Origin of the sequence: Acetobacterium wieringae (assembly GCF_001766835.1) — a bacterium.
GTDB classification, from domain to species: domain Bacteria; phylum Bacillota; class Clostridia; order Eubacteriales; family Eubacteriaceae; genus Acetobacterium; species Acetobacterium wieringae.
Genome location: NZ_LKEU01000024.1, coordinates 86,743 through 107,238, shown reverse-complemented (window position 1 = coordinate 107,238; position 20,496 = coordinate 86,743). Strand labels below are relative to the sequence as shown.

The following is a 20,496-nucleotide window of genomic DNA, read 5'->3' as shown; positions in this document are numbered from 1 at the left end:
CTACTTGAAATAATGTGGATAGAGATCTTTATGATTATCTATCCATTCTTTCATCTCAGCTACCATAGCTTCATAACTAGGTACTTTAAATGAAAAATCTGTTCGATTGTTAATTAAAGATTTATCTAGTGAAAGATTATCACTAGGTACAATCTCAATCTGTTCGTCTTTCATATACTTATTGAATAGCTTTAATAACTCATACTTACTTATACTTTCATTATTAACCAGATTATAAAGTCCTGTTAGATTTTCTTTTAGGGCCTGTTCCATTGCTTTTGCTAATGTCAATGTTGTTACGCCTGTCCATATGGCTTTGGTGAACCCATTAATCTGACCTTCTTGCTTCATGAACCAATTGAAAAGACCTATTCCTCTTTCGCTCATGTCAGGACCAATAATTGAATTTCTAAAAGTTAAATCCTTACTATTTTCTAGTTCACCCAACGCTTTTGATCTATCATAGAAAGTTTCTCCATCTCTGAATGAAGTCTCTGAGTAACCACCAGTCTTTCCAGAAAAAACACAGTCCGTACTCATATGAACAACTCTCGTCTTCATTTCTTTTGTCGTATCGCTTAGAAAATGCGGTAAGTAACTATTCAATAAGACTGCATTTGATTTATGATCTTCTGCATCTTGATTTAATATTCCTATGGCATTTATAATTGCGTCATATTGACCTTCATTGATAATCTTCTTTAGATTCTCAAAATCAGTGATATCACCATTTACATTCTTGCAATAATCCACTTTGCTTCTACTAAAAGCAGTTACATCATGACCAGCTTCTTTAAAATATATTGAAATGGTATGCCCCGCCATGCCTGTTCCACCAAGGGTTAGGACCTTCATTATCTTCCCTCCCAGTTTTTTAATTCTTCCTGGATATAATCAAGTTCTAGTAACTTCTCTTTAATCTGCTCAACATTGAGTCTCTCTGTATTATGAGAATTGTAATCTTCTACTTGTTGAAGCTCTTCATTTCCTTCAATAAAATATTTATCATAGTTAAGATCTCGTTTATCTGCAGGAACCCTATAGAACCCGCCCATGTCTTGTGCACCTACATGTTCTTCCTTAGTTAAAAGCGTTTCGTACAACTTTTCTCCGTGGCGAGTACCAATGATTTTAATCTCATTTTCAGCGTTAAATAGTTCTTTAACAGCTTGCGCTAAATCGCCAATTGTTGATGCAGGAGCTTTTTGTACCATAATATCCCCTGCTTCAGCATTCTCAAATGCAAATACAACAAGTTCAACAGCTTCTTCTAAACTCATCAAGAATCTTGTCATATTAGGATCTGTAACAGTCAAAGGTTGTCCATTCTTAATCTGATCTATAAAAAGTGGAATTACTGACCCTCTTGAAGCCATCACATTACCATATCTAGTACCACAAATAAGTGTTCTGTCAGGATCAACAGTCTTTGCTTTAGCTACAAATACCTTCTCCATCATGGCTTTTGAGATGCCCATTGCATTGATAGGGTATGCCGCTTTATCCGTAGATAAACAGATAACCTTATTAATGCCCATCTCAATTGCTCCCGTTAGAACATTGTCTGTTCCCATTACGTTTGTCTTGACTGCTTCAAGAGGAAAGAACTCACATGATGGTACTTGCTTAAGTGCGGCTGCATGAAATATATAATCTACTCCATGCATCGCATTTTTAACACTAGCCAAGTCTCTTACGTCCCCTATATAGAATTTCAATTTATCGTTTTTGTATTGTTTTCTCATGTCATCCTGTTTCTTTTCATCACGAGAAAAAATACGGATTTCTTTTACATCTGTATGTAAGAATCTCTTCATAACAGCATTTCCAAAAGAGCCTGTTCCACCTGTGATTAGAAGGGTTTTATTTTTAAACATTTCTGTTCTCCTTTATCTATTTGATTATTTCATCAACCATACGGCTATATTTCTCTAGCGAGATGCTTTTTTTATAAAGATCGTTATGAAGTCTATATGAGTTCTTTGCGTAATCTTTTACTAAGTTTTCATTTGCTAAAAAGCTCTCTATTGAAGTAATAAATCCATCTACATCATTTTGAATAACATTAAAACCTGCCTTATAAGCCGTAATATTTTTTGCTAACTCTGTTTCATCTGACATTATTGATATCACCGGTTTTCCATATGCTAAGTATCCATATGTTTTACTAGGAACACCCAGTCCCTCAATTCCCTTTTTCAAGCTAACCAAGCACACATCAGAAATATTCATTATATCTTTATAATCTTGACCTTTAAGGAAGCCATAAAATTTTGTATTACCAACTCCCGCATTCATTAATTTCTGCTCAACTTTGTCTTTTTTACTGCCATGTCCAGTGAAAACAAATAGAACATTTTCATACTTACTAGATTTATTCATATTGATGATTGAATCTATTATAGTATCAAGCTCTTGTGCCTCCCCCATGTTGCCTGTATAAAGAACAATTAGTTGATACGTTTCTCGCAATTTCTTGAATTCATCATTTTTGATAATTCCAGAATGCTCAATTTCTCCAGTGTACCAATTAGGAATTACTATTGTTCTTTCTTCATCTAATTCTTTATGGGCTTCCAACATATAATTCTTCATATCGCTACTAATTGCAATAACACGATCAGCATTTAAGTAGACTCTCTTATTGATGTATTTCATCATCTTACTGATTGCACCATCAGCACTTATCGCATTTATTGCTATTGCGTTATCCGGATATAAATCAAAACCCACAAAAACCAACTTAACTTTAGCCAGTTTCTTTGCCCAATAGCCGATAATTGGAAGAATCGGTGGATTGGAATATACCATAACAACTTGATATTTCATAATTTTAGGTAGCTTCATTAGGGCAGACATAAAAAAAGAAAAGAAGTTAATCATTCTACCAAACTTACTTTTGTTATTAAAGTTGCCATACTTCAATCTATATATATTAATTCCTTTGTATGTCTCTCTCTGAGTAACTGAATTTCCATCATGATATTCTTGTGGCCATCCACAAATAACACTAACATCATGGCCACTTTCAGCTAAATCTTCTGCTAGTTGAGCAGGTAAGATTGCCGAAGATACATGTTCTGGATAAAAATATTGACATAACAGAAGTACATTCTTCTCCATACATTTACACCCTCAATTTCTCAACTATTTTTCATAAACCAAATTGCCAAAAACCTTATTTATCAAATTAACCCTTTTACCGATTAGCTTTATAGCAATCCCAACAGCTTTAGATAAATGAATTGACTTGCCATTCTTCTCAGCCAGTTCTTTAACCATTAGGCTTGTATTTACATATTCATTATCTTGTGGAAAATACAACCCTTGAGCTTCTTCATCAATGTATTCCTTCACAAACTGACAAAGCTTGTCTATATGAAGCATGCTTCGCTTATTATCTATTAAAGGGAATATTGGTGATTTAACAGCCAGCTTTTCCAATCTGGCATAATTACCTGGACAATTTGGCCCGTAGACCATTGGTGGTCTTAACACAACAACTCTAAAACCATCATCATTTAATTTACCTAACTCTGTCTCAGCTTCAACCTTACTTACACCATAGAAAGTCTTTGGATTAACCGGTGTATTACGGTTAATAACTACTTCTTGTCCGAGTTTACCTTCTTCCCCATAAACAGCCATAGTGCTCATAAAGATGAATTGTGAGACGCCTGCTTCTTTTGCTTTCTTAGCCACCTCTACAGGTAAATCTCTATTCACTTTAAAGTAGAGCTCTTTCATTTCAGTTTGTTCTTTTTGGTGCACGACAGCGGCCACATGAAACACAACATCATACTGAGAAAAGTCCTTCTCTTTCCATGATCCATCTTTCATGTCAACCGTATCTACTTTATATTTATCAGGTTCTCTCATGAGCCAATTCTCAAGAGATGTACCTATGTAACTGTTCTTTCCAGTGATTAATATATTTTTGATATTTTTCATTTTGTCACCTCAATCAAGTGGACTGTTATTTGATATGCTGCTCATATCAGGAGTCTCAGATTTTTGATTTCTCAGTCTTGTTATTTGTCTCGGTTTTAGACCTAGTTCCAGTCCCACCTTCAACATCACCATCACTTCTAAGAACACTAAATATCGTCCCAAAGAAGCATCTGACATCCATCAAAAAACCAATCTTCTCAGCGTACTCTCCATCAAGTCTCGCCTTAACATCAATCTCAAGTTCATCTCTACCATTAATCTGCGCCCAGCCAGTAAGACCAACAGGCACATCGTTAGCACCGTACTTATCTCTTTCTTCAATCAGGTCATACTGATTCCAAAGCGCTGGTCTTGGACCGATGATACTCATCTCACCTTTGAAGATATTAATGATTTGTGGTAGCTCATCTAAGCTTGTCCGTCTTAGGAACTTTCCTACCTTAGTAATCCATTGATCCGGATTTTCTAACAGATGTGTTGGCGTGTCCTTCGGCGTATCAATTCTCATAGTTCTAAACTTCAATATATGAAAATGACTCTTATGGATCCCTACTCTTTTCTGTTTAAAGAGAACAGGTCCAGGGGAGTCAACCTTGATAGCTATAATCAGTACTAAAAAAACAGGAGATAATATGATAAGTCCTAATGATGAAAGTATAATATCTATTAATCTTTTGATTTTTAAGTAAACCATGATAGTTCCTCCTGCTCTATGTAAATGTATATTGGTGGTGTGTAGAACACCATTATTTATTTGTCTATATGTAGTATGTGGTGCTTAATTCAGCACTATATCTTGCATGATTCCACCTCGTGATTGGATGCTTAGACGTGTAACCATTCTGTAACATTAGTACATTTTGTAGTTATGCTGAAACCCTTGATATTACTGATCTACATCCTCTTTATCCTTTCACCATACTCACGTCGTAATAAACAACCAAAAAAGTAACTTAGGCTTTCTCAGATGACAACTATAGATTTCCAATTTCTGCAACCCATGATTATTCTGGTGTTATTATTTTATAGACCATTTACATTTTTATTTTTGAGATATCAAAGCCAAGGCACTTCCCCTCCAGCCTGCTCATCGTCAGCGCTTTCATTTTTATCAATATGCACACTACACTTTACTTTACCATCAACATAGCCTATCGCACCATCAGCCGGACAAATCTCATCAAAATTTTCGATAAAGAATTGATTAAACAGTCTATCTGCATGCTCATTTTCCAAAAGATATGCAGTGTATAAACGTTCAATCACGCTTCGATTTACTTCACAAAGCCTACTTTCTGCCACTTGCATAAACCCACAATATGTTGGAATAGCAATTCCAATTAAAACACTGATGATCGCAATAACTGAAACTAATTCAATAAGTGTAAAACCAAAATTTTCTTCTTTGACTATGCCCTCAAATCTACCTGCTTCAAACGACACCTTTTGTTTTCTTTTATTATTTGTGTTAATTTTCAAAAACAATTTACTACACTCTTTGTTTCCTATCACTTTATATCTCATTTTAAAAGACATTCCATTGCAACAATTCTTTAAAATACAAAAATGCCATTAAAAGATGTACTTAATGATAACAAACCATCTTTTAATCGCATTTCAATTCATCTTAATAATACTATCCACTATCATGCTAACTCTAAATCCCGCAAAACCCTTCATTCAATAATATATTCCAATCTATCGTTTTTAAACTGTTTATCTTTCCCAAAGCGCACAAAAAATGCCACTAAAAGACGCACTCTTAAAACCCATCTCTTAATCGCATTTCAAATCATCTGTCGCTTCCTGGTTGCTAAACTCATCTTTCACCACAAATCCCCTCATGCAATTTGACCATTCCATCCTTTATTGTCAACCCATCTATTGCTGCAAACAGCTCCGCCTTTATTAGCCCTGTTCCTTCACACTCGACACTTCCTGGCGGATCAAGGTACCTGTCCCACCTTCCACAACCCCATCACGCTTACAAACGCACTCAACTGTACAAAATACGCACTTCACATCAAACCACAACCCGCGCCGCTCCACATACTCCCCATCAAGCATAGCTTTCACTTCAATTGGCAATTCATCCCGGCCATTAATTTGAGCCCACCCCGTCAAACCAACCGGCACCTCATTGGCACCATATTTGTCCCGTTCGGCAATAAGGTCATACTGGTTCCACAGCGCTGGCCGTGGTCCGACGATGCTCATTTCGCCTTTTAAGATATTAATAATCTGGGGCAGCTCATCCAGGCTGGTTTTTCTGAGGAACTTACCCATTTTAGTAATGTACTGATCCGGGTTGGCCAGCAGATGGGTGGCCACATCCTTGGGGGTGTCGGCATACATGGTCCGGAATTTTAAGATATTAAAATGGCTTTTATGAATACCCACCCGCTTTTGCTTAAACAGTACCGGGCCCGGTGAATCCAGCTTGATGGCAATAATCAAGATCAAAAAAAGCGGGCTCAAAAGGATCAGCCCCAACAGGGAAAGAATGATATCCACACTTCGTTTAATTGCCCTATAAACCATAATTGTTACTCCTCATCTCATCAAACAAAAGCTACCCAATCTGCACCTGCTTTTTCCAGATTCCCAGCAGGCTCTTTTTGCGCTTTGGGGCTTCTTCATAATAGCAGGGTTCCATGGTTTCTATTTTTTCATTAACCAGCACCCGTTGGGGGTTTTCTTCTAAGAGTTTTGCCACCCGCTTTTCGCTAACCAGTTTTTTAGCCGCTTCCAGGGCCGCACCAAAGCGGTCATAGGCTTTGGGGGCATGGGCATCACTGGCCATAAAGTGAACCATGTTGTGGGTCAGTAGGATTTCGGCGGTGGCCTGAGCCGTGCTGCCGTAATGGCCAATCAAACTGAGCAGATTGAGCTGGGCCAAATTGCCATCCAGGATCAGCCGCACCAGAATATTGGGATCTTTCTGAATAAACTCATACCGTTCCGGGTGTGCCAGAATAGGAGTGTAGCCCCGGGCTCGCAATTGATTAAGAAAAACCGTAAAGCTGTAGCAATCCAGTGAATGCCGCATGGTTTCCACCAGCAGATAACGGCTGCTATTCAATGTGGTATACTCGCCTTTTTCCAGCTGCGCCAGGGTTTCCTGGGAATAAAAAACCTCGTTGCCTAAAAAAAGATAGATCTCAACACCCAATTCCCGGACGGCCTGTTTTAATGCGGTCAGGATCTTCTGGTTTTCAGCCAGACTTGATGCCATATCCGCATCCGGATAAAAATGAGGGGTTAAGACAATCCCCCGAAAGCCCTGTTCTTTTGCCCGTCGTATCATTGCCAGGCTTTCTGAAAGGGTCACTGCCCCATCATCCACTCCTGGCAATAAGTGTGCGTGTATATCGATCATCACAAATCCCTTCTTAGACTTTTTCTAGTTCGATTACCTTTTCTATTGTAACCGGACTATTTCGGTTTGGCAAGTAGTCTGGCACCAGGGATTTAAGCTGCTGAATCACGTCTTCATCACTGCCGGTTTCGGCATAATGTTTAAGCCGCCCCAACTCCTGATCGATCCAGTCTTTATCAAAGGGCCAGATGTTTTCCACAAAAATATCTTCATGTTTAGTGGAATCAAAGTTTGTTAAATTATAGGATAACTCTTCGTAAAGCTTTTCACCAGGGCGCAGCCCGGAAAATACAATCGGGATATCATGATAGGGTTCAAGCCCGGACAGCCGGATCATCTTTTCAGCCAGATCAATAATTTTTACCGGTTCGCCCATATTCAGCACGAAGATCTCGCCGCCTTTGGCGATACTGCCAGCCTCCAGCACCAGCTGGGTGGCTTCGGGGATGGTCATAAAAAAGCGGGTGATGTCTTTATGGGTAACGGTGACCGGTCCCCCGGCGGCGATCTGGTCTTTGAAAACCGGAATCACGCTGCCGTTGCTGCCCAGCACATTGCCAAAGCGGACGGCGGCAAATTCGGTTTGGTTGGTTTTATTATAGGTTTGGATCAGCATTTCGCAGACTCGTTTGGTGGCTCCCATCACGTTGGTGGGTTTTACGGCCTTATCGGTGGAGATCTGGACGAATTTCTCAACCTGATATTTAACGGCGGCATCCAGCAGGTTCTTCGTGCCAAAGATATTGTTTTTGACCGCTTCCTTGGGGGTTTTTTCCATCAGCGGCACATGCTTATGTGCCGCGGCGTGAAACACCACCTGGGGCCGATAGCTCTCAAAGACATCGTTAATCCGCTTTTTATCCCGGATCGAGGCAATTTCCAGATCGATGGTGGTGCCAATACAGGTGTTGTTCTCCAGAAAGTTATTGAGTTCCAGTTCCAGATGGTAAAGGGAGTTTTCGTAAATATCCACAATGATCATCTGGCTGGGACAATAGCGGATAATCTGGCGGCACAGTTCTGAACCGATGGAGCCGCCGCCGCCGGTAACCATCACCCGTTTGCCACGGATAAAGCTGGAAATCTGATCTTTATTAAGCTCCACCTCATCCCGGTTGAGCAGATCTTCAATTTGCAGATCTCTCAGACGGCTGACGCTGACGTTGTAATTGAGGATTTCGTCCAGGCTGGGCAAGATTTTAACCGGTACCTGGGTTTCGTTGGCCAGCTCAGCCACCTCTTTGATGGTTTTGCTGTGAACCGCCGGACAGGCAATGATAATCTGGGAAACATCATAGGCTTTGGCCACTTCTTTGAAAGCATAGCGGTTGCCCAGAATCGGAATGCCTTTGACTTTTTTATTCTCTTTATGAGGGTCATCATCTAAAAACCCGACAATGTTGTAACGCTTAGTTTTAGAATTAATCATCAGGTCTTTGACCATTGCAATCCCAGCCTGACCGGCTCCAAAAATCAGCACCCGCTCTTCGCTCTTTGCTTCGGAGCTGATTTGTTTTATTTTAATCCGCCGGGCCAGTCGATAGGTTACCCGGATCATCCCGACAAAGATTAGATCAAACATCAGATTGAGCACCAGCACCGATGCCGGTAAGCTGGCCCCGATTAGTTTGAAGCCGATATCGGTGATGGCATTGGCGACAAAGGTAACAATGACAATTTGCAGCAACTCTTCAATGCTGGCGTAGCGCCAAAGGGTATTGTACATGCCTGACACCAGATAAAAAATAAGTTTAACCAGAATCCCGCCGATTAAAAATGTGCTCATGTTCCAGAATACACCTAGGGGGATGATAAAGTTAAATCTAAGCAAGTAGGCGAGATAATATCCTAGGTTCCCGGAAAGTGTAACGAGAAATTTCGTTAAAAACCCTTTAAAATCAATGGTTTAAGCCTGTTTTGTATTTACTTTTACCTCGTTATATATTATAATGTATAACGAGGGTGGTGATAGCTTTATGGGGATTATCTATCAGACAAACAAAAAAACTGGAATTACCTATGCTTATCAGAATGAATCATACTGGGATAAAGAAAAGAAGCAATCCAGAGCAAAACGAAAACTTCTTGGTAAAGTTGATCCCGTAACGGGAGATATAATATCGACTCGTAGCTATAAAAAGAAGGATCACAAAGCTGAATTGGTACCGGCAAAACCCGGTCCGGTTGCAATCACAAAATATCAACGTTGCTTTTTCGGGGCTACTTACCTGTTCGATCAGATCGGTAAAGCACTTGGGCTGACTGCTGATCTCAAGGATTGTTTTCCTGAAGACTACAAGAAGATTCAGTCCATTGCCTATTATCTAATCCTGGAAGAAAACAACGCATTGAGTCGATTTTCACATTGGCAAAAGCTTCATATCCATCCCTACGGTGAAGATATTCCTTCGCAACGGAGCAGTGAGTTGTTCCAATCCATTGATGAAGAAAACCGGATGCGTTTTTTCGAAAAACAAGGTCGGCGACGGATTGAAAAGGAATACTGGGCTTTTGATATTACTTCCATCTCCAGCTATTCTGAAGTGCTCAGCCAGGTGAAAAAAGGCCGAAATAAGGAACATGACCGCTTGCCGCAAATCAACCTGGCATTGTTGTTCGGCGAAGAATCCGGCCTGCCCTTTTATTATCGCAAACTGGCGGGAAACATTACTGATGTCAAAACCATCAAACAATTGATGACCGAGTTCGATGTCATGGGTTATAAAAAAATTCGGGTCGTTTTAGACCGTGGCTTCTACAGTAAGAAAAACATTGATTTACTGTATAAAAACCATCAGAAGTTCATCATCGGCGTGAAACTTGGCCTGAATTTTGTCAAAAGCGTTCTCGAAGAAGAACGTGCTAATCTGCAACTCTGGACGAGTCTGGAAACCCAATTCGGAACCCATGGGATATGCCGACCCATTTCATGGGATTACGAACAGGAACGGCCCTATAAAGGGGATACAATCAAAGACAAACGTCGTGCCTATCTGTTGCTCTTTTATAATCCGGAAAAAGCGGCAAAGGATCAGGCTGACATGAATGACTATTACACCAGCCTTTACAACGATTTGATCAATAATTCACGCAAGGATTACCGCAGCAAGGATTATGACCGGTATTTTACCGTTACTGACACACCGAAGCGTGGTCGTAAAGTCGTCCCTAAAGAGGATGTCATGCGGGAAGCTGCCAGGAATTATGGCTATTTCGCATTGCTTTCAAATGAAGTCAGCGACCCGTTCGAGGCATTGTCGATCTATCGTAGCAAAGATATCGTCGAAAAGGGATTCGGCAACTTAAAAGAACGGCTGAATTTTCGAAGAATGCAAGTTTCTTCAGAATTATCATTAAACGGCAAGCTGTTTATCGAATTTATTGCGCTTATTTATTTATCCTACGTGAAAAAACGGATGCAGGATGCCGGTCTTTTTGAGAAATGGTCACTGCAGGGATTAATTGATGAACTGGATCTGATTGAACTGTTTGAAGCCCCCGGGCATGGTCGAGTACTTGGTGAAGTTACAGAAAAGCAAAAGGATCTTTATCAAGCCTTGGGGATTGATCCTCCCTCGTTATAAATTCCGGGAATCTAGGATAATATGAAGCTGAAAAGGCCATCAGGTCTAACACCATCAACGCCACTATTCGATTCATTCGGTCTTTTTTTGATTTTGACATTATTATCTCCTTTACCTGTACATAATCGAATCGCACTAGGGGACAGTTCTTTTGTGTCCTCCGGTGGAATGATTATTGGTTGACACAAGAAAAACCGTCCCCTTGTGCTTACGCTTAACTCTTTAAGTCATTATTAAGAATAATTTACTTGTTCTAATTAAATTATAGTTTTTATCCATGTTTTCTTAATTTTAACATAAAAAAAAAAACATATCAATCTGTGGCAAGTTGTGTGACATGATTTTTTCTTTTTTTTTGAAATGATTTATGATAAATTAATCGGATTTTTAGCAAATGTCAAAGTTTCTTGATTTTCTTTATGCTTACTTTGATTTTTTGATTTGCTTGCGACGGTATAAAAGATAGATCACCATCAGCAGGATTCCAATTACTAGAAACAAGGTCTGCATCAGATTCCATTTCATGAGCATGGCGTTGATTGAGCGTTCCAGAACCCAGGTAACGTAGCTGTCTTTTAATCCCACCCGGCCAGCCACATTCATGAAATTGATAACAAGACCGGGGATCAGTAAAACAACTGAACTGACCATCAATGATGAACCGGTCCACCAGAGGGTTCGCATTCGATGATGTTTATTGGTCAGCCATAATAGTAAGATCAGCACCATTGCTGCTACAATCAAAGCCAATTCAGCCATCCTTATTTTGCTGAGCACTAGCTGGATTTTTTTATCGACTCCAACTTGTTTCAGCAAGGTTGGATCAATGATCATGGTATAGGTTTCAATCCGGGTTCCTGCCATACTGCTGATCCGCTCGACTTCAGCTACCAGGGTTTCGTTGTAGGGCTGATTCTTTTGGGCTGCAAAGTCTTTGGCGTAGCTTTCAATATTGGCTTTCAGCTTGGTGGTATCATATTTTAGGGTATAGTCCAGTCTGTCCCCCCGTAAATAAGCGATCATCTCTTTAACAGCAGTTTGGGAATAATCTTTGATTTCGGTATCGGTGACGGCACTGGTGAGCACCTCCCCGGGAATATTGGTATAGCGGCCCACTTCTTCCAGGCCAAAATCAATCTGTTCTTTGAGTTTGTCATAATAGGCTGGGGTGTTGACATACTCATAATATGAAATGGGGTTAAGCAGGATCATATCCAGGAATAAAACAGTCTGAAAGGCAATTAACACCATTCCCAGAAAAAAGGCGATCAGAATTCTCAGTACATCTTTTGCAATTGACACTTTAGACACCTCCCCAGGCATTTTCTGGGCCACTGATCAAGCGACAGCGAACGATATAACGCTGCGTGGTTTCTCCGATAAAATCGAAGGGGTAGCAGGTCAGCAGGGTCAACACCTCATTTGTGGTTGGCATCACATACTGTTCGTCATTCTCAGAAATAATAACAGCATCCACCATCTCATAGACAAAGACTCCGCCGGAAGTATCCAGGGTAATCCGATCGCCAGGGGTCAAAGCGCCGAGCTGGGCAAAATGGGTATTACGGTGGGCACTAAAAACCACATTGGAGCCCTCGCCCGGGAGGGCCGATCCATAAAAATGGCCGATCCCCTTGCTGAGCACCTCTTCAGTATCTCCCTGATAAAGGGGGCCGACTAAACTTATTTTTTCAATTTTCAGTTTTCCGAATTCCTCGCCGAAAGAGGGAAACGCTCCCGGTGCGGTGGTGATTGTCTCGCCATTGTAGGTTAACCGCTCATCGACTAAAAACATTCTGGCCATTGAAAAGGCGAAATCGATATAGGGACGGCAGGCTAATGTCAGGACAATCAAGGTGACGCATAAAAGAAAAACGGGGGCAAACCATAATGCCCCCACCTTGCTTTTTCTCTTGCTGCGAGAGGACTCGTTATATCTGTTTGTCTTCTCTTTTATCATCTCATTATTCTCTCTAATTCTATATTTGTTGGTTCGTTCATATGCTTTATGCTTGGGTCTTGATTTTACGATAAACAACAATGCTGATTCCGATTGTCAGCAAGGCCAGCAATCCGGCAACAATAAACAAGCGGTTATCCAGGCCGGTTTTGGTGATCACGGTGGTTCCTGACGCTGCGGCCTTCACTTCTGTTGTGGCTCCACCATTGGCTGCTGCCACGGTTCCGGCTGAAGAAGATCCTGCCACACTGGTAGCATTCCCCTGAATGGTTGCTGATTTCTGAGATTCCGGATCGTAAACGGTAACACTGGCACCACCGCCGGGTTGGGTCGACACATCGGCAACCACATAGTCTGCGGCACCGCAGGCGGCATCAAAATACCCTTGAATGGTCATCATGTCAGCATCAGTCAGACCACCATTGGCCATCGCCTGCTGCAGAACGCTTTCCGCCGCATAGATATTACCACAGATGGCATCAGCTGATTCCTGGGTTAGCACCTTATCGGAATCTCTCAGAAAACTGGTAATCTGGGATGCATAGGAACCTGGCAGGGATGACCCCTCAACCGCCCCAATGACCTGATCATTGGGGCTGGCGAAAACCACTGACCCGAATGTCAAAAAAATTCCCACCACCATGAGCATCATAACAAGTTTTAAACATGTTCGTTTCATTAAACCCTCCTTCGTGTTTTTAATGATTGTTGAGTTATTCTAGCATTTTAACTGAGCTCATGTCAACTATTGTATTGATTTTATGATCTGCTAGTCAATGCTGACAGGTTCAGCTTTCTGTTCAAAATTCTGCTCAATCATTGGTTCACTGCTGGGCTTACTGATTGCTTTACCCCATCTTTTCTTTTCTTTTTTAGCTTTTTTGTCCGATTTGCTTTCATCGCCATAATAACCATAAGCGCTATAGTAACCGTATTTGGAAAATCTTTTTGATACCGGTACCTTGTTTGCTACAATGCCAACCACGTGTGCATTGATTTTTGACAAAGTGTCCAACACATGGAGTAACCCATCCCGGTGTACCGATCCCAGTGACGCCAGTACAATATAGCCGTCAACCACCGGGTTTAAAACAGCGGCATCGGTGACCATCCCCAAGGGCGGTGTATCCAGCAGGATATAATCAAAGTGCAGCTTTAATTCAGCGATTACTTCTGCCATCCGGCGGCTGGCCAGAATTTCTGAAGGATTGGGGGGAATCGGTCCGGCGGAAATAGCAAAAAGATTGGGGACTTCAATTCGCCGGAAAGCGTCGACGGTTTTAATTTCTTTTAATAACAGATTAGTTAAACCGGTGGTATTATCCAGCTCAAAACGCCGATGAACCTGCGGTTTTCGCAAATCACAGTCGACAATTAAGACCCGCTTGCCGCTTTGACAGAGGGTCACCCCATAATTAGCCAGGATAGTGGTTTTTCCCTCACTGCCACCGCTGCTGGTAATGGCCAGAACCTTCCGTTCATTATCGATATCAGAAAACAATATATTGGTCCGCATGTTCCGAAAGGCTTCAGAAACGGGGGACTTTGGGGTTAAATGTGTAACAATTGTCTTTTGCATTAATTTCCTCCCTTTAATGTCAATTCGTCACATTCTGGGATCACACCAATGATTGACACATCGTCAGCCAGTTTTTTAAGCTGATCGATGGTTTTAACAGTGGTGTTCAAGGCTTCTTTCACAAAGATGATACCCACACTGCAGATAATTCCCATCAGAAAGGCAATGGCCATGTTAAGCTTTAAATTGGGGCCCACCGGGGCACTGTTCACAACGGCTTCATCGACAATTTGAAGGTTATTGATCTTCATCAGTTCGGCCACGTTGGTCATAAATTTTTCGGCAGTTTTGTTGGCAATCGATGCCGCCAGCACCGGGTCTTCTGAGGTCACGCTGATTTTTATCAACTCGGTATCATTGACGGTGGAAACGGTGATCATTTCGGCCAGCTGTCCATCGCTGAGTCCTAAATTCAAGGCTGAGTTCACCTCTGTCATGACTGACTTGCTTTTGGCAATTTCGCTGTAGGTTCCAACCAGTTGCTGATTGATCCGCAATTCATTGGCTGTATCCGAAACGGTACTGGTATAACCTTCGGGTCGGCCTACAATCAGGGTGGTGCTGCTGTTATATGTTTTGTCAATAAAAAACAGCGTGACCGCTGCTGCCAGCCCTACCAGAACCAGGGTAATGATGACAATCATCTTCCAATTTTCCTGTAATAGATCCAGTATCTCTCTTAAGCTTATTTCTTCCATTCACAATTCCCTTCTTTTATACATTTTTGGCGCACAGGGGTCGCACAGGGTCGCACTGGGGGACGGTTCTTTTGTGTCCTCCGGTAAATAATTAATGTTGACACAAGAAAAACCGTCCCCCTGGGCTTGTCATCTTATGCACTCCGGTAAATAATTGCTGTTGACACAAGAAAAACCATCCCCCTGGGCTTGTCATCTTATGCACTCCGGTAAATAATTGCTGTTGACACAAGAAAAACCATCCCCCTGGGCTTGTTCCCTTATGCACTCCGGTAAATAATTAATGTTGACACAAGAAGAACCATCCCCCTGTGCTTTATTGACACATTGTCCGTTGTGTCTCGCAAGTGCTTAATTTTGCTTAATTGAATTCGTCCTTTAAAAGTATATATGAATAAATCATTTGAAGCAACTTTTTTTTAAATTGTCGGAAGTAAAAATCACCGTGATGCTAAGCTCACGGTGATTTTTTTTTCGGTCTCTTTTTATTCGTAATAAATCTCGTCGATGGCACAGCCAGCTGGGACAATCGGGTAAACCCCTTCTTCGTTGGAGATCTTGACGTGGACCAGTAAGGGGCCCGGTTGATCTTTGATTGCTTCCAGTGTCTGATTCAGTTCGTCCATGTTGGTGACTTTGTAGCCGGGAATCCCACTGGCAGCTGCCAGCATGATGTAGTCGGTACATTGAACGATGTCGGTTTGGGCATAGCGTTTGTCGCTAAAGAGCTTCTGCCATTGCCGGACCATCCCTAATGATTCGTTGTCAAACAGGAAGATTTTTAAGGGAATCTTATACTTGCTGACGGTGATCAGCTCCTGACAGTTCATCCGGAAACTGCCGTCACCAGCCACCAGCAGCACATCGGCATCGGGATTGGCCAGTTTAACGCCGATGGATGCCCCCAGTCCATAGCCCATGGTGCCTAAACCGCCGGAGGTAATAAACTGAGCCGGACGCTTGACGTTCCAGTATTGGCCCACCCACATCTGATGCTGGCCCACCTCGGTGACCACAAAGGCTTCCGGGTAAGCGGCGTTGATGGTGTTAAGAATATTCTTGGGGTGGTAATCCCCTTTTTCGGCACAGGGAATAACCCATTCTTTAATTCTTTTATACCACTCCGGATAGGTCTTTTCTTCAATGTCTTTGGTCAATAGTGGCAGCACATCTTTGATATTGCCCTGAATCTGAATTTCGGCGGGAATATTTTTGGCAAACTCAGTGGGATCCACATCGATATGGATGATCGTTTTATTGCGGACAAAGGCATCGCAGTTACCGGTGACCCGGTCGCTGAAGCGGGCGCCGATGGCGATCAGCAGATCGGAATTGATAACCGCCAGATTGGTTTCCTGGAAGCCGTGCATCCCCACCATACCCATCGACAGCTCGTGATCCCGGGGAATGCCCCCCAGGCCCATCAGCGAGTTGGCCACCGGAATGCCGGATTTTTCGGCAAAGGCCAGCAGTTCTTCATGAGCCTTGGATTTAAGCACCCCGCCACCGGCATAGATCATTGGTCGCTGGGCCTTGTTAATAGCGGTTACCGCTTCTAAAATCTTTGATTCCTTGATGTCCGGATAGATCTGGCGCAACTTGGGGATAAACATTTTCTGGTATTCGGTTTTAGCCAGGAAGATGTCCTTGGGAATATCGATTACAACCGGGCCGGGCCGTCCCGATTGGGCAATCACAAAGGCCTCCCGGATGGTGTCGGCCAGGTCTTCTACCTTGGTGACCAGATAATTATGCTTGGTAATTTGCATGGTCACGCTGGTGATGTCAATTTCCTGGAAGGAATCCTTGCCCAGCAAAGGTGAAGCCACCTGCCCGGTGATGACAACCAGCGGCACTGAATCCAAATAGGCATTGGCAATCCCAGTGATGGCATTGGTTGCGCCGGGGCCGGAGGTGGTAATGGCGACCCCCACCGTATCACTGGTTCGGGCATAGCCGTCGGCGGCATGAACCCCATTTTGTTCATGACAGGGGCCAATTTCGGTAATATCATGGTCGAGTCGGTAGAAGGCATCAAATAATGGAATGACCACCCCGCCGGGGAATGAAAAGACATGTTTGATGCCCTGTTCTTCCAGACAGCGGACGGTGATTTCCGACCCTAATAATAATTCTTTGTTATTCAAATCTTCACTTCCTTTCTGTTTTGGTTGAGATTGGTTAGCTTATCAGGTCGTTTGCGGGCGATCACGGATGACCAAGGGGTCAGACCCTCGCCCCTACGAACCAGAATTCAGGTTTGTTTATTATCAGTTTTTGTATTTTTTTATTTTTCAAAGACGGCGCCGGTGGAGGCGGAGGTTACCAGTCGGGCGTAGCGGGACAGATAACCGGTTTTGATCTTGGGTTCCAGCGGTACCCAGGCAGCTTTACGCTGAGCCAGAACGGCATCGTCCACCTTTACGGCCAGAGAACGGTTGACAATATCGATGGCAATGATGTCGCCCTCTTCAATCAAACCGATGGTGCCACCCGCCGCCGCTTCCGGCGAAACATGACCAATACAGGCGCCCCGGGTGGCACCCGAGAAACGTCCATCTGTGATTAAGGCAACATCCTTATCCAGTCCCATGCCGGCGATGGCCGAGGTTGGGAACAACATTTCCCGCATTCCCGGGCCGCCTTTGGGGCCTTCATAACGGATCACCACCACGTCACCGGCCACAATTTTACCGGCTTTGATGGCAGCGGTCGCTTCTTCTTCGGAGTTAAACACCCGGGCTGGGCCTTCGTGCTTTAACATTTCCGGTGCCACGGCCCCTTGTTTGACCACACCACCATCCGGGGCCAGGTTACCAAAGAGCACCGCCAGTCCACCGGTGGGGCTGTAGGGATTGGTCAGTGGACGGATGACTTCCTGGTTTTTATTGTAGACACCGGTCAGGTTTTCAGCAATGGTTTTGCCGGTCACCGTCATTAAACTGGTATCGATCAGATCGGCATCGGCCAGGCTTTTCATCACGGCCTGAATGCCACCGGCAAAGTATAGATCTTCCAGATGGTGATTTCCGGCCGGGGCCAGTTTGCACAGGTGGGGGGTTTTGGCGGAAATCTCGTTGACTTCCTGAAGATCAATGCAGACCCCGGCTTCATTGGCAATGGCTGGCAAATGCAAGATACTATTGGTCGAACAGCCCAGGGCCATATCACAGGCCAGGGCATTTCTGAAGTTGGCATCGGTCATAATATCCCGGGGTTTGATGTCCCGTTTCCACATTTCCATGACCTGAATCCCGGCTTTTTTAGCCAATCGGACCCGTTCAGCAAAAACGGCGGGAATAGTGCCGTTGCCAGGCAATCCCATCCCCAACACTTCAGTCAGGCAGTTCATGCTGTTGGCAGTGAACATTCCCGAGCAGGACCCGCAGCCAGGGCAAACCGAGTCCTCAAAGGATTTCAGCTCTTTTTCGTCAATTTTACCAGCGTTATAAGCCCCCACCGCTTCAAAGGCAGTATTTAAGTCGGTGTCTTTCTGACCCACCGCTTTACCGGTCAGCATCGGACCACCACTGACCACCACGGCGGGAATATTGAGCCGGGCGGCGGCCATCAGCATGCCGGGAACCACCTTATCGCAGTTGGGAATCAAAACCAGCGCATCAAGGGAATGAGCGGTGGCCATGATTTCGATGGAATCAGCAATCAGTTCCCGGGACGCCAGGGAATATTTCATCCCGACATGACCCATGGCGATGCCATCGCATACCCCGATAGCCGGGAATTCGATGGGGGTTCCCCCAGCCATGCGAACGCCTTCCTTGACCGCTTTGGTGATGGTATTTAAATGGATATGACCGGGAATAATTTCATTAAAGGAATTGACCACCCCGATTAAAGGTTGCTCCAGTTCTTCGTCGATATAACCCATCGCTTTGAATAAAGAACGTTGCGGCGTTGTTTCGACGCCTTTTTTTACACGATCACTTTTCATTTGATATCCTTTCTGTTATGGTTTTGATATTTTCTAATAACTCGAATTGAGGGTGCGGGCGATCACGGATGACCAAGGGGTCAGACCCTCGCCCCTACAAAATAAATATTTTTTGATTTGAATTACCGGGGCGGCAGGCGGTTGACAACCGCCACTACAAACCGAAATTTATGTTCGTTCAGAAATTTCTAAAGGTTTTCGATTATTTTCTGGCCCATTTCAACGGTGCCAACCAGGGTCATCCCTTCACTGAAGATATCACCGGTGCGGTAGCCCTGGGACAGGGTTTTTTGAACAGCGGCTTCGATGGCATCGGCTTCGGTAGTCAGATCCAGAGAATAGCGCAGCATCATCGCTACCGAAACGATGGTGGCAATCGGGTTGGCTTTGTCCTGATTGGCAATATCCGGAGCCGAACCATGAATCGGTTCAAACATCCCGAATTTGCCGTCAGCCATGCTGGCGGATGGCAGCATCCCGATGGAACCGGTGATCATGCTGGCTTCGTCGGATAAGATATCGCCGAACAGGTTGCCGGTGACAATGACGTCAAACTGTTTGGGGTTGATAACCAGTTGCATCGCAGCGTTATCCACATATAAATGGTTCAGTTCGACCTCGGGATAGTCTTTGGCCACTTCTTCCACACAACTGCGCCAGAAGCGGGAAACTTCCAGAACATTGGCTTTGTCGACATTGGTGACTTTTTTATCACGCTTCATGGCAATTTCAAAGGCCTTTTTGGCAATTCGCAGCACTTCCGGCCGGGTGTATTTCATGATATCCCAGGCCGCAAAATCGCCTTCTCGGCCTTTTTCGCCGAAATAGACATCGCCAGTCAGCTCCCGGACGACCATGATATCCAGACCCTCACCGATGATTTCCGGTTTTAACGGACAGGCGGCTTTGAGTTCCTGATAAAGAATCGCTGGTCGCAGGTTGGCATAGAGGCCCAGGGCTTTTCGCAGCCCCAGCAGACCGGCTTCGGGTCGTTTATCTCCCGGTAGGTTGTCCCATTTAGGCCCACCCAGGGCACCCAACAGCACGGCGTCACTGGCCAGACAAATGTCCACGGTTTCCTGGGGTAATGGGTTGTCACAAGCATCGATGGCGGCACCACCGGCCAGAACCTCGGTATAGTCAAAAGTATGGTTAAATTTTTCGGCAATTTTATCTAAAACTTTGATACTGGCCCCAACAATTTCAGGGCCGATCCCGTCACCGGGAATTACGGCTATTTTATAATTCATTTGTTCTCCTCGTTATGTTTCAGTTTTTATTTTATAAATTGTGGTCGCACAAGGGGACGGTTCTTTTGTGTCCTCCGGTTAAATTATTGATAGTTGACACAAGAAAAACCGTCCCCTTGTGCTTAATAATTAACGGCGATGTT

18 protein-coding genes are annotated in these 20,496 nt (G+C 43.6%); 1 reads left to right on the top strand and 17 read right to left on the bottom strand.

All coding sequences use genetic code 11. The features are described 5' to 3' along the window. The 9 genes from ACWI_RS06305 to ACWI_RS06265 all read right to left on the bottom strand — a co-directional run bounded on the left by ACWI_RS06305 (position 1) and on the right by ACWI_RS06265 (position 9,116). Positions 1-855, bottom strand: coding sequence for an SDR family oxidoreductase (locus ACWI_RS06305; RefSeq protein ID WP_070370580.1), 855 nt, complete (start codon positions 853-855; stop codon positions 1-3). Next, positions 855-1,877 carry a nucleoside-diphosphate sugar epimerase/dehydratase gene (locus tag ACWI_RS06300; RefSeq protein WP_070370579.1) on the bottom strand — a complete coding sequence of 341 codons (1,023 nt, stop codon included), beginning with the start codon at positions 1,875-1,877 and terminating at the stop codon, positions 855-857. Before ACWI_RS06300 ends, ACWI_RS06305 begins: the two co-directional genes overlap by 1 nt. A 16-nt stretch (positions 1,878-1,893) precedes the next feature. After that, positions 1,894-3,123 carry a glycosyltransferase family 4 protein gene (locus ACWI_RS06295; protein ID WP_070370578.1) on the bottom strand — a complete coding sequence of 410 codons (1,230 nt, stop codon included), beginning with the start codon at positions 3,121-3,123 and terminating at the stop codon, positions 1,894-1,896. 24 nt (positions 3,124-3,147) lie between these two features. Then, entirely contained in the window at positions 3,148-3,951 is an 804-nt protein-coding gene (locus ACWI_RS06290) for an NAD-dependent epimerase/dehydratase family protein (RefSeq protein ID WP_070370577.1), read from the bottom strand. A gap of 55 nt (positions 3,952-4,006) precedes the next feature. Then, on the bottom strand, positions 4,007-4,645 hold the full coding sequence (locus ACWI_RS06285; protein ID WP_070370576.1) for a sugar transferase: 639 nt from the start codon (positions 4,643-4,645) through the stop codon (positions 4,007-4,009). 362 nt (positions 4,646-5,007) lie between these two features. Further along, complete coding sequence (locus tag ACWI_RS06280) at positions 5,008-5,463, bottom strand: prepilin-type N-terminal cleavage/methylation domain-containing protein (RefSeq protein WP_070370575.1); 456 nt, start codon at positions 5,461-5,463, stop codon at positions 5,008-5,010. A gap of 396 nt (positions 5,464-5,859) precedes the next feature. After that, the gene (locus ACWI_RS06275; RefSeq protein WP_070370574.1) at positions 5,860-6,492 is read right to left on the bottom strand and encodes a sugar transferase; all 633 of its coding nucleotides are present in this window, start codon (positions 6,490-6,492) and stop codon (positions 5,860-5,862) included. Positions 6,493-6,523: 31 nt separating this feature from the next. Further along, complete coding sequence (locus ACWI_RS06270; protein WP_070370573.1) at positions 6,524-7,330, bottom strand: tyrosine-protein phosphatase; 807 nt, start codon at positions 7,328-7,330, stop codon at positions 6,524-6,526. 13 nt (positions 7,331-7,343) lie between these two features. Then, the gene (locus ACWI_RS06265; RefSeq protein ID WP_084633533.1) at positions 7,344-9,116 is read right to left on the bottom strand and encodes a polysaccharide biosynthesis protein; all 1,773 of its coding nucleotides are present in this window, start codon (positions 9,114-9,116) and stop codon (positions 7,344-7,346) included. A 190-nt stretch (positions 9,117-9,306) separates the two neighbouring features. Between ACWI_RS06265 and ACWI_RS06260 the strand changes: the two genes are divergently transcribed. Further along, complete coding sequence (locus tag ACWI_RS06260) at positions 9,307-10,914, top strand: IS1634 family transposase (RefSeq protein WP_070370571.1); 1,608 nt, start codon at positions 9,307-9,309, stop codon at positions 10,912-10,914. A 423-nt stretch (positions 10,915-11,337) separates the two neighbouring features. Here ACWI_RS06260 and ACWI_RS06255 read toward each other — a convergent pair whose 3' ends face one another. The 8 genes from ACWI_RS06255 to leuB form a co-directional block, all read right to left on the bottom strand. Then, positions 11,338-12,216, bottom strand: coding sequence for a hypothetical protein (locus tag ACWI_RS06255; protein ID WP_070370570.1), 879 nt, complete (start codon positions 12,214-12,216; stop codon positions 11,338-11,340). A 1-nt stretch (position 12,217) separates the two neighbouring features. Further along, positions 12,218-12,874 (bottom strand): class D sortase, encoded by a 657-nt coding sequence (locus ACWI_RS06250; RefSeq protein ID WP_084633532.1) that lies wholly within the window; start codon positions 12,872-12,874, stop codon positions 12,218-12,220. A 46-nt stretch (positions 12,875-12,920) separates the two neighbouring features. Continuing rightward, a complete protein-coding gene (locus tag ACWI_RS06245; RefSeq protein ID WP_070370568.1) occupies positions 12,921-13,553 on the bottom strand; it encodes a hypothetical protein in 633 nt (210 codons plus the stop codon). A gap of 90 nt (positions 13,554-13,643) precedes the next feature. Continuing rightward, complete coding sequence (locus ACWI_RS06240; RefSeq protein ID WP_070370567.1) at positions 13,644-14,453, bottom strand: CpsD/CapB family tyrosine-protein kinase; 810 nt, start codon at positions 14,451-14,453, stop codon at positions 13,644-13,646. After that, positions 14,453-15,151 (bottom strand): YveK family protein, encoded by a 699-nt coding sequence (locus ACWI_RS06235; protein WP_070370566.1) that lies wholly within the window; start codon positions 15,149-15,151, stop codon positions 14,453-14,455. Before ACWI_RS06235 ends, ACWI_RS06240 begins: the two co-directional genes overlap by 1 nt. 485 nt (positions 15,152-15,636) lie before the next feature. After that, on the bottom strand, positions 15,637-17,298 hold the full coding sequence (gene ilvB, locus ACWI_RS06230; protein ID WP_070370565.1) for a biosynthetic-type acetolactate synthase large subunit: 1,662 nt from the start codon (positions 17,296-17,298) through the stop codon (positions 15,637-15,639). Between the two features lie 140 nt (positions 17,299-17,438). Then, positions 17,439-19,103 carry a dihydroxy-acid dehydratase gene (gene ilvD / locus ACWI_RS06225; protein WP_070370564.1) on the bottom strand — a complete coding sequence of 555 codons (1,665 nt, stop codon included), beginning with the start codon at positions 19,101-19,103 and terminating at the stop codon, positions 17,439-17,441. Positions 19,104-19,291: 188 nt separating this feature from the next. Next, positions 19,292-20,353, bottom strand: coding sequence for a 3-isopropylmalate dehydrogenase (leuB, locus tag ACWI_RS06220; RefSeq protein ID WP_070370563.1), 1,062 nt, complete (start codon positions 20,351-20,353; stop codon positions 19,292-19,294). Positions 20,354-20,496: the final 143 nt, after the last annotated feature.